This is a genomic window from Stenotrophomonas sp. VV52 (genome assembly GCF_002893095.1).
Lineage (GTDB): Bacteria > Pseudomonadota > Gammaproteobacteria > Xanthomonadales > Xanthomonadaceae > Stenotrophomonas > Stenotrophomonas aracearum.
On record NZ_PKQQ01000011.1, the window covers coordinates 15,517 to 30,070 of the forward strand.

11 protein-coding genes are annotated in these 14,554 nt (G+C 67.8%); all 11 read left to right on the top strand.

Translation table 11 applies throughout. The annotated features are described in order from the left end of the window. The first annotated feature begins 149 nt into the window (after positions 1–149). The 11 genes from C2U58_RS16180 to C2U58_RS16230 all read left to right on the top strand — a co-directional run bounded on the left by C2U58_RS16180 (position 150) and on the right by C2U58_RS16230 (position 14,540). Positions 150–662: a MerR family DNA-binding protein gene (locus tag C2U58_RS16180; protein ID WP_102946797.1), complete on the top strand. Its 513-nt coding sequence runs from the start codon at positions 150–152 to the stop codon at positions 660–662. Beyond that, a complete protein-coding gene (locus tag C2U58_RS20405) occupies positions 659–973 on the top strand; it encodes a DUF2933 domain-containing protein (RefSeq protein WP_065427866.1) in 315 nt (104 codons plus the stop codon). The genes C2U58_RS16180 and C2U58_RS20405 overlap by 4 nt, the downstream gene beginning before the upstream one ends. A 1-nt stretch (position 974) precedes the next feature. Then, positions 975–1,640 (top strand): isoprenylcysteine carboxylmethyltransferase family protein, encoded by a 666-nt coding sequence (locus C2U58_RS16190; RefSeq protein WP_017357195.1) that lies wholly within the window; start codon positions 975–977, stop codon positions 1,638–1,640. Beyond that, positions 1,637–4,024: a heavy metal translocating P-type ATPase gene (locus C2U58_RS16195; RefSeq protein ID WP_253256770.1), complete on the top strand. Its 2,388-nt coding sequence runs from the start codon at positions 1,637–1,639 to the stop codon at positions 4,022–4,024. The genes C2U58_RS16190 and C2U58_RS16195 overlap by 4 nt, the downstream gene beginning before the upstream one ends. Continuing rightward, positions 4,021–4,428 carry a hypothetical protein gene (locus C2U58_RS19900; RefSeq protein ID WP_049436410.1) on the top strand — a complete coding sequence of 136 codons (408 nt, stop codon included), beginning with the start codon at positions 4,021–4,023 and terminating at the stop codon, positions 4,426–4,428. The genes C2U58_RS16195 and C2U58_RS19900 overlap by 4 nt, the downstream gene beginning before the upstream one ends. A gap of 82 nt (positions 4,429–4,510) precedes the next feature. Continuing rightward, positions 4,511–5,896, top strand: a complete 1,386-nt coding sequence (locus C2U58_RS16205) for an MBL fold metallo-hydrolase (protein ID WP_102946798.1) — start codon at positions 4,511–4,513, stop codon at positions 5,894–5,896. Beyond that, the gene (locus tag C2U58_RS16210; protein WP_049404647.1) at positions 5,893–7,410 is read left to right on the top strand and encodes a thymidine phosphorylase family protein; all 1,518 of its coding nucleotides are present in this window, start codon (positions 5,893–5,895) and stop codon (positions 7,408–7,410) included. The genes C2U58_RS16205 and C2U58_RS16210 overlap by 4 nt, the downstream gene beginning before the upstream one ends. Continuing rightward, the gene (locus C2U58_RS16215) at positions 7,407–8,321 is read left to right on the top strand and encodes a ribose-phosphate diphosphokinase (protein ID WP_017355176.1); all 915 of its coding nucleotides are present in this window, start codon (positions 7,407–7,409) and stop codon (positions 8,319–8,321) included. The genes C2U58_RS16210 and C2U58_RS16215 overlap by 4 nt, the downstream gene beginning before the upstream one ends. Further along, entirely contained in the window at positions 8,318–10,783 is a 2,466-nt protein-coding gene (locus C2U58_RS16220) for a hypothetical protein (protein WP_017355175.1), read from the top strand. The genes C2U58_RS16215 and C2U58_RS16220 overlap by 4 nt, the downstream gene beginning before the upstream one ends. 25 nt (positions 10,784–10,808) lie before the next feature. Then, complete coding sequence (locus C2U58_RS16225; protein ID WP_102946880.1) at positions 10,809–12,401, top strand: AarF/UbiB family protein; 1,593 nt, start codon at positions 10,809–10,811, stop codon at positions 12,399–12,401. Positions 12,402–12,464: 63 nt separating this feature from the next. Then, the gene (locus C2U58_RS16230) at positions 12,465–14,540 is read left to right on the top strand and encodes a heavy metal translocating P-type ATPase (protein WP_082316348.1); all 2,076 of its coding nucleotides are present in this window, start codon (positions 12,465–12,467) and stop codon (positions 14,538–14,540) included. Positions 14,541–14,554: the final 14 nt, after the last annotated feature.

Consider the following 14,554-nt stretch of genomic DNA (forward strand, 5'->3'; position numbering starts at 1 on the left):
AGGGACCGACGGCTCATGCAACTGTGGCCGCGAACATCCGTCCGTCCACGGCCAATTCGCGCGTTACTGGCTTCGCCCACCGCAAGGCCGGTTGACCTGTGTGCGAGACACAGGTCTAGCCTGATCAACACCTCGCCGGGAGCAAGCCGATGACGACCAAGGAAGAAGTGACGCTGCCGCTGATGACGGTCCGCCAGCTGGCACGGCAGGGCGATGTCACGGTGTATGTGGTGCGCAACTACCTGCGGCGCGGTCTGTTGCAAGCGGCCACGCATACCGAGGGCGGCTACCAGTTGTTCTCCACCTCGGAGCTCCTTCGCCTGCACTTCATTCGCACGGCGCAACACCTTGGCTTCACGCTGGGGGAAATCGAGGAAATCATCCACCACAGCCTGCTGCGACATAGTCCCTGTCCGCTTGTGCGGGACATCATTCGGCGCAGGCTCGACGACACCCGCCAACAACTGGACAGGCTGCTCGCCATGCACGGACGAATGGAGCGTGCCATCCACGCCTGGGCGGAGCTTCCGGACTCCATTCCGACTGGCGATGACGTCTGCGCATTGATCGAATCTGTTGCCGCTGCTGAAGGCGGCGGGTTCGTCAAGTCCACCCCCCGGCGACTTCTTGGACGCCGCCCCACAGAGGAGAATTTGCCATGACAGCCTCCAGTCCTGCCCCCTCAGGCTCCCGACGCTGGGTCTTCTGGATCTTCCTGGCGCTGGCCGTGTTCTATCTCGCCGTCGAGCACCGCGCCCACCTTGGGGGGACGCTTCGCTGGTTGCCCCTGGCCATCCTGCTGCTATGTCCCTTGATGCATGTGTTCATGCACAAGGGGCATGGCGGTCATGGAGGTTCCGGAAGTCATGGGCGCGACGGCAATGCCGACGACACACCCCATGGCCAGCATGAGAGCCGTAGCAAGCGGGCACTGAACGACGAAACGTCCGACACCTCGAACGGAGGGCACTGACATGCAGGCACCCGACTCCGGCTACGGTCTTTGGCTCCTCGCCGCCATCAACGCCGCGTTCTTCATCTTCTTCGCCTGGAGCTTCTACAAACCGCTGACCCGTTGGGACTGGCGTGGGTTCGGTATGTTCTCCGCCTTCGTCGTGGCCCTGTTCGCGGAAATGTATGGCTTCCCGCTGACGCTGTACGTCCTGGGCGGCTGGCTCAGCGCCAACTATCCGCAGGTGGACTGGCTGAGCCATGACGCGGGCCATCTGCTCGAGATGTGGTTCGGCTGGCGCGCCAACCCGCATTTCGGCCCATTCCACATCGCAAGCTTCGTCCTGATCGGCGGCGGCTTCTGGCTGCTGTCGGCCGCCTGGCCGGTGCTGTATCGGGCACAGCGTGAAGGCCGGCTCGCCCGCGAGGGCGTGTATGCGCGCATGCGTCACCCGCAGTACGTCGCCTTCCTGCTCGTGCTGACCGGTTTCCTGCTGCAGTGGCCCACGCTGCTCACGCTCGCCAGCTATCCAGTGCTCGTGTGGGCCTATGCCCGCCTGGCGCGTCGTGAGGAAAAAGACTGCTTGAGCCGCTTCGGCGACGACTACGTCCGCTACATGCAGGAAGTGCCGGCCTTCATCCCGCGACGCCGGCGCGGCCCCGCTCCATCCCAAGGAGAAACCCGATGACGCACGTCCACAAACCCACTGTGCGCACGCGCACCTGGCCCATCGGCGACATGGTGAGTGCCGGCTGCGCGCGCACGCTGGAGAAGGCCGTGGCCGCGCTGCCTGGAGTCAACGCCACCAGCGCGAATTTCGCTACCGCGACCCTGCAGGTGTCCTACGACCCGGCCCGCCTGTCGGCGGGCGCGGTCGCCACCGCGATCCGCGACTGCGGCTTCCAATGCAACGCGCCGATGCCCGATGCCGACCCCGCCGCAGGCGCGCACGCCCATGCTGCGCATGCCGGGCACGGACAGGAATTGGCCGCAGAGCGCCCCGCTGACGCCCACGCCGGCCACGGCGATGACGCCACGGATGCCGGGGGCCACGACGCCCATGCGGGCATGAACCACGGCAGCGATCTGCACGCCGCGGCGCGCGACATGGGCCGCCGCTTCCTGGTCGCCCTCGCCTTCGCGATCCCGGTATTCGTGTGGTCGCCCATGGGCGGGCTGATAGAGCCGCCGCCGGTGCCGTTCGGACTGCGCGAGAACGTCTGGTTGTTCCTGCTGGCGACCGGCGCCGTGCAGTATCCGGGCTGGCCATTCTTCAGCGCCGCGATCCGGTCCCTGCGACGGGGTGTGCTGGACATGGCGGTCCTGGTGCTCCTGAGCGTGGGCACAGGTTACGGTTTCAGCATCGCGTCGACGTTCTTCTTCGACGGGCCGAACTTCTACGAGGCCTCGGCCGTCCTGCTGACCTTCGTCCTGCTTGGCCACTGGCTCGAGATGCGGGCTCGCGCCGGCGCCTCGGACGCCATGAAAGCGCTGCTGAAGCTGTCCCCACCCCGCGCGGTCGTCCGGCGCGAGGGGCAGGAGCTCGACATTCCCACCGCTGAAGTGCTGGTCGGCGAGACCGTGATCGTGCGGCCCGGGGCGAAGATCCCGGTCGATGGCATCGTGACGGAAGGCAGCTCTCAGGTCGACGAATCCATGCTGACCGGCGAGTCGATGCCGGTGCGCAAGGATCCCGGAGAGTCCGTCGTCGGCGGATCGATCAACAAGAGCGGCGCATTCGCCTACACCGCCACCAAGATCGGCAGCGACACGGCACTGGCGCAGATCATCAAGCTGGTCCAGACCGCGCAGAACTCCAAGGCGCCCGCGCAGCTGCTCGCCGACCGCGCCTCGCAATGGCTGGTGCTGGCTGCGATCGTGATCGGGCTGCTGACCTTCGCGGTCTGGTTCTGGTGGCTGGGACAGCCGCTGCTGTTCGCGCTCACGCTGACGATCACCGTCTTCGTCATCGCCTGCCCCGATGCACTCGGTTTGGCCACGCCGATGGCGATCATGATCGGCACTGGCCTGGGGGCACGACACGGCATCCTCTTCAAGCATGCCGAATCGATTGAGAAGAGCGCACGCCTGGACGTGGTGATCTTCGACAAGACCGGCACCCTGACGGTCGGCGCCCCCGAGGTGGTCGACATGGCGGTCGCGCCGGGCTGGACGCAGGAGCGGTTGCTGGCCGCGGCCGCCGCGGTCGAGGCGCACTCCGAGCACCCGCTGGCGCAGGCCATCCTGAAGCGTGCCGGTCCGGTAGCCGAGCGCGCTACCGCGTTCACCAACATCGATGGCCAGGGCGCTACCGGCGTGGTTGACGGGGTGCAGGTGGTGCTGGGCAACCGGATCCTGATGGTCGAGCACGGCATCGACCTCTCGGTATTGGAAGCGGAGGCTGCGCGCCTCACCGGTGCCGGTCGCACGGTGATCTATGCCGGGGTGGGTGACCGGCTCGCAGGCTTCTTCGCGATTGCCGACGCGATCCGGGAGACCTCGCGCGCGGCCATCGACGAATTGCACCGGCGCAACATCAAGGTGGCGATGATCACCGGCGACAACCGCCCCACGGCCGAGCGCGTGGCACAGGACCTGGGAATCGACATCGTGCTGGCCGACGTGCTGCCGGGCGGCAAGGCCGATGAGGTCATCAAGCTGCAGTCGCAGGGCCTCAAGGTCGGCATGGTGGGCGACGGCATCAACGACGCACCGGCGCTCACCCAAGCCGACGTTGGGTTCGCGATCGGCGCCGGCACCGACGTCGCCATCGAGAGTGCCGACATCGTGCTCATGCACAGCGACCCTTATGACGTCGTTCGCGCGACCACCATCGCCCACGCCACTCTGCGCAAGATGCATCAGAATCTGGGCTGGGCCGTGGGCTACAACGTGCTGGCCTTTCCGCTGGCGGCCGGTGTGCTCTATCCGTTCGTGCTGTCGCCAGAAATCGCCGCGCTGTCGATGTCGGGCAGTTCGGTGATCGTCGCCCTCAACGCGTTGCTGCTCAAACGCCTTCCACTGGCGGATGCCGCCACCCCTCGCAGCCCATCTAAGGAGTCCACACCATGAATACGGTCACACACGTCGCCCATTCCAGACCCCGAGGTACCAATCGCAGCCATTGGGTCGCCGCACTGGCCCTCGCGCTCGCGTTCGCATTGCCGGGGGTCGTCTCCGCGAACGAGGGTGGGTTCCGCCACAACGTGTTGATGCGCGGCCAGGTGCTGGAAAAGCAGGACGGAACGCTTGTGGTCTGTGTCGGGCAGGCCGACGGTGCCCAGGTCGGGCAGGTGCTGGACGTGATCCGGCACAAGCGCCGTATCCGGCATTCGCGGGCCGGCGGTCCACGCTACCGCCGCGAGAACGTTGGCCAAGTGCGCATCGTCGAACTGTTCGACAGCCACTACGCGGAGGCTGAAGTGATCTCCGGGAGCCCCAAGGTCAACGACACAGTGGAGCTGATCCGCCCCTGACAGGCGCGCGGGCGATGCAGATGCGCCTCGGCCCTCGCCATGCCCTCCGCAATCACTTCCCTTCCAGAACAGGAGCCACACCATGACAGCGTCTTCCAACCCCACCCTGCAATTCCTCGGTGCCGCGGGCACCGTGACCGGCTCGCGCTACCTGGTCGAGGCCAACGGTCAGCGCGTGCTCGTGGACTGCGGCCTGTTCCAGGGCTACAAGCAATTGCGCGAGCGCAACTGGGCTCCGTTTCCCGTCGAGGCGTCATCAATCGACGCGGTGGTCCTGACCCACGCCCACCTGGACCATTCGGGCTACTTGCCCGCACTGGTCAAACAAGGGTTCCGCGGCCGGATCCACTGCACCCATGGCAGCGTGGCCCTGTGCGGCCTGCTGCTTCCCGACAGCGGACACCTGCTCGAAGAGGAGGCCAAGTACGCGGCCCGCAAGGGGTACTCCAAGCACAAGGAACCACGGCCGCTTTATACCGAGGATGACGCCTGCCGCAGCCTGAAGCAGCTCAAGGGGCATGACTATGGTCGCGACATCGAGGTCGCATCAGGCGTCACGATCCGCTTCCATCCTGCCGGCCACATCCTGGGCGCTGCCCATGTCAGCCTTGACGTCCAGGGCCAGCGCCTGCACTTCAGTGGCGACCTGGGACGGCAGCAGGAGTCGCTGATGAATCCGCCGACGCCCCTGCCCGCCTGTGACGTCCTGGTCTGCGAATCCACATATGGCAATCGGGAACACATTCCGATCGACCAAGAAGCCGAGCTGGCACCGATCATCCGCCGCGTTGCCGCCCGCGGGGGCGTGATCGTCATTCCCGCCTTTGCCATCGGCCGCGCCCAGGCGCTCATGCTGCATATCGCCCGGCTGCGTGAGCGCAAGGACATCCCTCGCGTGCCGGTCTACCTCAACAGCCCGATGGCGATCAACGCGACCCGGCACTACCACGACCACCACTCCGAGCACCACGTGTCCGACGAGGACTGCCAGCGGATGTTCGACGTGGCCACCTTCGTCAACACTGTAGAAGAGTCGAAGGCACTCAACCGCCAGCGCGGGCCGATGATCATCATCTCGGCCAGCGGCATGATCACCGGCGGGCGCGTGCTGCACCACATCGAGGCGTTCGGCCCCGATGACCGCAACGCGATCCTGCTCGCGGGCTACCAGGCCGGAGGAACACGCGGTGCCGCGCTGGCGGCAGGCAAGCGCACGTTGCGCATGTTCGGCCGCGAGGTCCCCATCCGCGCCGAGGTGGTGCAGCTGGAGGGCTTCTCCGGCCACGCCGACGCCGGGGAGCTGCTGGACTGGATGCGCACCGCGCCGTCCGCGCCGCGCATGGTCTACCTCACCCACGGCGAGCCCGACGCTGCAGACACGCTGCGCGGGCGCGTGCAGCGTGAACTGGGCTGGCGTGCGCGCGTGCCGGGGCACCTGGAGCAAGTCGGATTGGAGGATGCGAGATGACCACGCAGGCCCCGGGCCACACCCGCCTGCGCGTCACCCGTGCCGGCATCGACACCTACCAGCAGCCGGTGGTCTATATGCACCGCGACTGCGAGGTCTGTCGCTCGGAAGGCTTTGCCGCGATGACGCGCGTCAGGCTGGACGTGGACGCCCGCACGCTGGTGGCGACGCTGAACGTGGTCATCGACGATCGGCTCGGCCTGGACGAGGTGGCGTTGTCGGAGGCCGCGTGGACGCTCCTCGATCCCGCGCCCGACGCCCTCGCCGGCGTCAGGCACGCGGAACCCGCGGCGTCGGCGGGCGCGCTCCGTGCCAAGGTGTTCGGCGCCCGGTTGGACGACGCGCAGTACTTCGCCCTGGTGCAGGACGTGATGGAAAGCAGGTTGTCGGACCTGGAGCTTGCAGCTTTCGTCACTGCCAGCGCGGGTGACCGCCTGGACCATGCGGAGACGACCGCGCTGACGCGAGCCATGATCTCCGTGGGCCAGCGCCTGGACTGGGGCGAAGGGCCGGTGCTGGACAAACACTGCGTAGGTGGCCTGCCGGGCAATCGCACCACCCCGATCGTGGTGGCCATCGTGGCTGCGCTGGGCTACCGCATCCCGAAGACCTCGTCGCGCGCGATCACGTCGCCCGCGGGCACCGCCGACACCATGGAAGTGATGGCGCCGGTGGCGCTCGACCTGGCGGCGATGCGCCGGGTGGTGGAGCGCGAGGGCGGCTGCATCGTGTGGGGTGGCAACGTGCGCCTGAGCCCGGCCGACGACATCCTGATCCGGGTCCAGCGCCCGCTGGATTTCGACAGCGACGGCCAACTGGTCGCCAGCGTGCTGTCGAAGAAGATAGCCGCGGGCTCCACCCACGTCCTGATCGACATGCCGGTGGGTCCGACGGCCAAGGTGCGAGGTGAGGCCGCGGCCCACAGCCTCGGCACGCGGCTTGCCCACACCGCGGGCGCGCTGGGATTGCAGTTGGGCATCCATCGCTCCGACGGCACCCAGCCGGTGGGTCGGGGAATCGGCCCGGCGCTCGAGGCGCACGACGTGCTCAAGGTGCTGCGCAACGCGGCCGATGCACCCGCCGACCTTCGCGAACGCGCACTTGCGCTGTCCGCGGCGCTGCTGGACATGGCAGCGGGCAGCAACGCCGGCACCGGACTGGAGCGCGCGCGCGGCGTGCTGGATTCCGGGGCGGCGCTGGCCAAGTTCCTGGCGATCTGCGAGGCCCAGGGAGGCTTCCGCGAACCGCCACGGGCGGCGTTCACCGCCGACGTCCCGGCGCCTGCATCGGGCCGCATCGCGGCGATCGACAACCGCAGGCTGGCCAAACTGGCCAAGCTGGCCGGCGCCCCGACATCCCCCACCGCCGGCCTCGAAACCGGTCTGCGGATCGGCGATACGGTCGAGCGCGGACAGCCCATGATGACCCTGCATGCGGAGTCGCCGGGAGAACTGGCCTACGCCCTGGAGCACGCCGCGACGCTGCAACCCTTTGTGCTTGGAGAGGTTCCATGACCCGTGTGCTGATGCCCTTCCCGGCCGATGCAGTGTTGGCCGGCACCATCAACCAGCCCCTGCAGGCGCGCATTGCACCCGTGGCCTGGCGGCACTTCCCCGATGGCGAGTCGCTGGTCACTCTGGACGACGCACTGGACGGCGCCGATGTGGCGATCCTGGCCAGCCTGCGCAACGCCGATGCCCTGGCCCTCCCGCTGCGCTTCGCCGCCCGGACCGCGCGCGAGTTCGGGGCTCGTTCGGTCGGCCTCATCGCACCCTACCTGGGGTATATGCGCCAGGACACCCGCTTCCATCGCGGCGAGGCGGTCAGTACACCGCTGTTTGCGCAATTCCTCGAAGAGGCTTTCGACTGGCTGGTGACCGTGGACCCGCACCTGCACCGCGTCGAGCGCCTGCAGTCGCTCTACCGCATTCCGACGGTCCACGTATCGGCGACGCCGGCCGTGGCCCGCTGGATCGCTGAGACCGTCCCCGACGCTGTGCTGATCGGCCCTGACAGCGAGAGCGAGCAGTGGGTAGCGGACATCGCCGCCCTGTCCGGCATGCCCTACCAGGTGCTGGCCAAGGAGCGGCACGGCGACTACGACGTGCGCGTCAGCCTGCCCGACCCGCAGGCCGTGGCGGGCCGGACCCCGGTCCTGATCGACGACATCGTGTCGTCCGGCCACACCATCCTGGAGACCCTCGCACACCTGCGCCGGTTGTCGTTGCCGCCGCCACTGCTGGTCGCCATCCATCCGGTGTTCGCCGGCGATGCCTATGCCCGCCTGCAGGAAGCAGGTCTGGCCCGCATCGTCAGTACCGACACCATTGCCCACCCGTCGAACGCGATCGCGCTCGGCGCGGACCTCGCTGACGCGGCATCGACCCTGATGTCCGCTTCGGCCGACTCCCCGGAGGACCCATGAACCTGCATCTCAACTGCTGCACCGCCGACCAGCTGTCGGCCGCCGAGCGCCAGCGGACCCTTGAACTCGCCGACGCCCACCGGCGGGCCGATCCCGCGTTTGACCATTGGGCGGCCGGCTACGGCGTGATCCGACATGACCCGCTCACCCAGCTCCGGGTCCGCCAGATGGTGCACGAGCTGGTGGCCCTGGGCCGCACGCCCGATGCCGGCACCGCCTGGCAGCGGCTCGCCGCGGCCGATCGCGTCACCAGCGCCGGCATGTGGCTGGTGGCCCACATGACCTACAGCCAGCGGGTCCGCACCGACGGCGCGGCCCTCGAGGCCGATGACTTCAAGGCCACGCCCGAAGGCCACACTGGCGGGTCCCTCAACATGGTGCCGGCCTACGCCGGCTACCTGCTGATGGACGCCCTGGATGGCGTCACCCGCGCATGGATGATGGGCCAGGGGCACTGCGTGGCCGCCATCGACGCGCTGAACGTGCTGGTTGGCAACATGACCGCCCGGCACGCCGAACGTTACGACCGCTCCGACGCGGGGCTGAGCCGGTTCGTCGGCGACTTCTATGCCTACACCCTCAATCCGGACGGAACACCGGCGTCGCCCCTGGGCTCCCACGTCAATGCGCACACCGCCGGGGGCGTGATGGAAGGCGGCTATCTCGGCTTTGCCGAACTGCAGTACGTGCATGCACCGCTCAAGGACGAACGCCTGGTGGCGTTCCTCAGCGACGGTGCGTTCGAGGAACAGCGCGGCAGCGACTGGGCGCCGCGCTGGTGGCGTGCCGAGGACAGCGGGCTGGTCAGCCCGATCATCATCCTCAACGGGCGGCGCATCGAACAGCGCAGCCAGATCGCCCAGCAGGGCGGCGAGCGGTGGCTGGACCGGCACCTGCGATTGAACGGCTTTGATCCGATCGCGCTGGACGGGCGCGATCCGGCCAGCATCGCGTGGGGTATCCATGTGATGGAGTCGCGCCTGCAAGCGGGCGCCGCCGTTCCCGATGCCGACGTGCGGCTGCCCTATGGCATTGCCGAAACCGTGAAGGGCTTCGGATTCCCCGGCGCCGGGACCAACGCCTCGCACAACCTGCCCCTGCCCGGGAATCCGTCGAAGGAGGCCGAGGCACGCGCGCTCTTCAATCAAGGCGCCGCGGCGCTGTTCGTGGCCGCGTCCGAGCTCGAGGAGGCTGTTGCCGCACTCAACAGCCACGACCTCCAGCAGCGCGTGCGCGAGCGCGACCATGCGCTGGCCGATCGCCAGGTGGAACCGCCCCGCGTCCCGGCGATCGCCGACCGCGGCGCCGGCGGCGAGAGCTCGCCGATGACCGCGCTCGACGAGCAGTTCGTCGCCATCGCCGAAGCGAACCCGGGGCTGCGCGTGCGCGTGGGCAATCCTGACGAGCTGCGCAGCAACAAGCTCGATCGCACCCTGGACGCAATGAAGCACCGGGTGCACGAGCCCGAGCCCGGTGTCGCGGAATCGACCACTGGCGCGGTCATCACCGCGCTTAATGAGGAAGCCGTGGTATGCGCCGCGCTCGGCAACAAGGGCGGGCTGAACCTGGTGGTCACCTACGAGGCGTTCGCACCGAAGATGCTTGGCGCCGTGCGCCAGGAATTGATCTTCGCGCGTCACCAGGCACAGGCGGGGCGACCGCCCGGCTGGCTGGGCGTGCCTCTCGTGCTGACCTCGCACACGTGGGAGAACGCGAAGAACGAGCAGTCCCATCAGGATCCGACCATGGCCGAGGCGCTCCTGGGCGAAATGGCCGACATATCGCGCGTGGTGTTTCCCCCGGACGCCAACGGCGCCGCCGCGGCCCTCGCCCACGCCTACGCGCAACGCGGCACGGTCACCACCCTGGTCGTCCCCAAGCGACCGGTGCCGCACGAGCTGACACCGACGCAGGCGCAGGCGCTGGCCACCCAAGGTGCGCTATGCCTGGCCGGCAACCCGGCGACAGCGGCGATCCTGCTGGTCGCCACCGGTGCTTACCAATTGCAGGAAGTGCGCCACGCGCAGGTGCGCCTCGTTGAACGTGGCGTGTCGGCCGCGATCGTCTATCTCGGCGAGCCCGGCCGGTTCCGCACGCCGCGCGATCCGGACGAGGCGCGGTACGTGCACTCCGACAGCGAGGTCCATGCACTGTTCCCGGCGGAACGGCCGCGCATATTCGTCACGCATACGCGGCCCGAGCCCTTCCTGGGCGCGCTGCGCCGGCTCGACACTGGCCCGGCCACGACCGCGGCGCTCGGCTTCGTCAACCGCGGCGGCACGCTGGACGTGCCGGGACTGCTGTTCGCCAACCGCAGCACCTGGGCGCACGTGGTCGATGCGGCCGCGGGCGTCCTCGGCCAGTCCCGGGGCGGCCTGTTGTCGGAAGCGGAGCTGGCGGCAGTGGATGGTCGGGGCGATCCGGCCACGATCCTGCGTCCTGCAAGTGGGTCGACGCCATGAGTTGTCCAACCGGGAGCGCGCGTTGATGGCGGGCACGGTGCGGCGCGGAGGCCAGATTGCCTGGGCGGGACTCAAGCTCGGCGTCGCCGTGCTGCGCCTGCGCCGACGTGCACCCGACCTGCTTCCGGCATACGTCAGCACCACACTGGTGGGGTTGGGCACCACCTTCGTCAAGCTGGGCCAGGGCTTGAGCCTGCGCTGGGACCTGCTGCCGGCGCCCTATCGCGAGGCGCTGTCGCGATTGCACAGCGATGTGCCCCCCTTCCCGGCGGAGGAGGCCATGCGTATCGTCGAACAGGCGTTTGGCGCGCCGGTCGGCGAACTTTTCGCCAGCTTCGATGACAAGCCCCTGGCCGCGGCTTCAGTGGCCCAGATCCATCCAGCGCGCATGCATGATGGTCGCGATGTGGTCGTCAAGATCACCCGCCCCGGGATCCATGCCCAGGTGCAGGCGGATCTGCTGCTCCTGCGGCGCACGATGCGCATCGCCCAGTGGATCTGGCCGCCACTGAAACGCCACCGGCCGCTCGAACTGGTGGACGAACTAGGCGCATTCCTGCGTGACGAGATCGACATGCGTCACGAGGCGCAGAACATGCGGCGCATGGCCAAGGTGCTGGATGCCCTGCCCGGCATCACCCAGCCGCACGTCGTCGAGCCGTATGCCACCCGCAACGTGCTTGTGCAGGATCGAAGCCACGGGACCCGTCTGGAGGCCGCGTACGGCACAGCGGCCGCTCCCGCACTGGCAAGGGCGCTGCTCGGTGCCTACGTGCATCAGCTCTTCGGCGCCGGCGTCTTCCATGCCGACCCGCACCCGGGGAATCTGTTCTTCTTTGACGACGGTCGCCTGTGCCTGCATGACTTTGGATCGATCGGCGTGCTCGACCCTGCATCCCGGCTCGCGCTCGGCGGCATGGTCGAGGCCATTGCGGCCGACGACGCCGAGGGCGTGCTGGATGCAGCGATCGCCATGGGCTTCTTCCCGTCGCAGGTCGACCGCCGCTCGCATGTGCGCGAGATCCACCTGATCCTGGCCGAGATGGCCAGCCGTCCGCTGGCGCAGTGGTCCATTGCCGAGGCAATCTGGCGCGTGGCACGCATTGGGCAGGGCGCTGGCTTCCGGCTTCCGGCCCACCTGCTGTCCCTGATCCGGACGCTGTTCCTGGTCGAGAACACGCTGCGGGCGCTGGATCCGAATCTGGACCTGCTGGGGACGCTGTCCGCGCAGGCGGCCGCGATCGCCGACATTGCCGAAGCCAGCCGCCCCAGCGGCAACAGGCCGCTTGCCATGCGGCTGGCCCGCACTGCGCGCCAACTGCCACAGATCGCCACCGACCTGTTGCGGCAGGCGCAACTGAGCGACGGACGACCCGCCTTCTCCGTACACCACCATGGCCTGAGTTCCACGCAGGAGGCAATCGCGCGCACGGGCAACCGGCTGGCGTTGGCCCTGGTCACCTTGGGCCTGTACGTAAGCGGTGCGCTGTTGAGCCTGCATTCCGACGGCCCGCAAGTGTTCGGTCACATGCCTTTCCTGGCTATGGTGGCTTTCGCTGCTGCGGGATTGCTCTCACTGCGGCTGGTGATGGCCATCGCCAGATCGGGACACTTGTAACAGAACACTGATCTATCTCCCCGCTGGTGCCCGGCGCATCAGTGCATCCAGGAAGGCAGACCCATGACGCAACACAATCATCATCATCAAGATCATCAGGCGCACGGCGAGCAACCGCCGCATCCCCGCACGGGTGCTGAAGGTGACGTCCATGCCGGGCACGACAAGCATGCCGGCCACAGCGTGGCGAGCTTCCGCGACAAGTTCTGGCTCACGCTGCTGCTGACCATCCCCACTCTGATCTGGAGCGGGATGATCCAGCATTGGTTCGACTACACCGCACCACAGTTCCCGGGGTCGGCGTACATCCCGGCGGTGTTCGGCACGATCGTGTACTTCTACGGCGGCTCGCCGTTCCTCCGCGGCGGATACCACGAGCTGAGAAATCGCCTGCCGGGCATGATGACGCTGATCTCGCTTGCGATCACCGTCGCCTTCCTTTACAGCGCGTTGGTCACGCTCGGCGTTGTCGAGGGCTTGGACCTGTGGTGGGAGCTGGCGACGCTGGTGGCGATCATGTTGCTCGGCCACTGGATCGAGATGCGTTCGATCAACCAGGCACAGGGCGCTCTCAAGGAACTCGCGAAGCTGCTGCCTGATATGGCGGTGCGGTTGGATGAGGCCGGTACCGCGAAGGAAGTCCCTGTCGCGGAACTGAAGCGCGGCGACCTGCTGCTCATCAGGCCCGGCGCGAGCATTCCCGCCGACGGCGTCGTGAAGGAAGGGACCAGCGCCGTCAACGAAGCGATGATCACCGGCGAGTCCAAGCCGATGGACAAGTCGACGGGCGACCGGGTGATCGCCGGCACCGTCAACGGACAGGGCTCGTTGCGTGTCGAGGTGACGGGAACCGGCGACGAGACCGCGCTCGCGGGTATCATGCGGCTCGTCGAGCAGGCCCAGACGTCGCGCTCGCGCGCCCAGGCCCTGGCGGACCGGGCGGCGTTCTACCTCACGATCATCGCCATCGTCTCCGCCGCGGTTACCGCCATTGTCTGGCCACTCCTCGGTCGACCGTGGAGCTTCACGATCGAGCGCGTAGTGACCGTGCTCGTGATCGCCTGTCCCCATGCGCTGGGTTTGGCCATCCCGCTGGTGACCGCCATCTCGACCACGATTGGCGCACGGAACGGCCTGCTCGTGCGCGATCGACGCGGCCTGGAAGAGGCCCGTTTGCTGAACACGGTCGTGTTCGACAAGACAGGCACGCTCACGCTCGGTTCGCACCGCGTCGTGAAGACCACTGCCGCCGATGGACTCACCGACGACGAGGTGCTTCGCGTGGCCGCGTCGGTCCAGCGCGACGCTGAACATCCGATCGCGCAGGCGCTGATGACCAGCGCCAAGGAACATGGCATCGACGTTCCGATGTCGCAGGACTTCGAGTCCATGCCGGGACGCGGCGTGCGCGCAGTCGTCGAGGAGCGCTCGCTTCACGTTGGCGGGCCGGGTCTGTTGAGAATGCTCGCGGTCGAACCGCCGGAGACGCTTCGGCGGGCTGCCGAATCAGCGGCAGCCGATGGTCAATCTGCAACCTACCTGGTGGAAGGCGACCGGGTGCTCGCCGTATTTGCGATCGCGGATGCCATCCGTCCCGAATCGTTCGACGCGGTCAAGCGGCTGCACGACGAAGGACTGGAGGTTGTCCTGCTGACGGGTGATTCCACGGCGGTCGCAAACGCGGTCGCGAAGGAACTCAACATCGACACCGTCTTCGCCGAGGTATTGCCCGAGGACAAGGTGGCAAAGATCGAGGAGCTGCAGGCCCAGGGCAAGCGCGTCGCGATGGTGGGTGACGGTGTCAATGACGCTCCGGCGCTGCTCACGTCCGACGTCGGCATCGCCATCGGCACAGGGACGGACGTCGCGGTCGAGGCCGGCGACGTCGTACTCGTGCGCAGCGACCCGCGCGACGTGCCAGCGATCATCGAATTGAGCAAGGCCACCTATCGCAAGATGATCCAGAACCTGTGGTGGGCCGCCGGCTACAACATCGTCGCCATCCCTCTCGCCGCTGGCGTTCTCGCCGCATGGGGGATCCTGCTGCAACCTGCGCTTGGGGCAGTGCTCATGTCGCTGAGCACCGTCGTTGTGGCAATCAATGCGCAGTTGTTGCGCCGGGCGGTGCGGTCCCCATGAACATGATTCGGGGA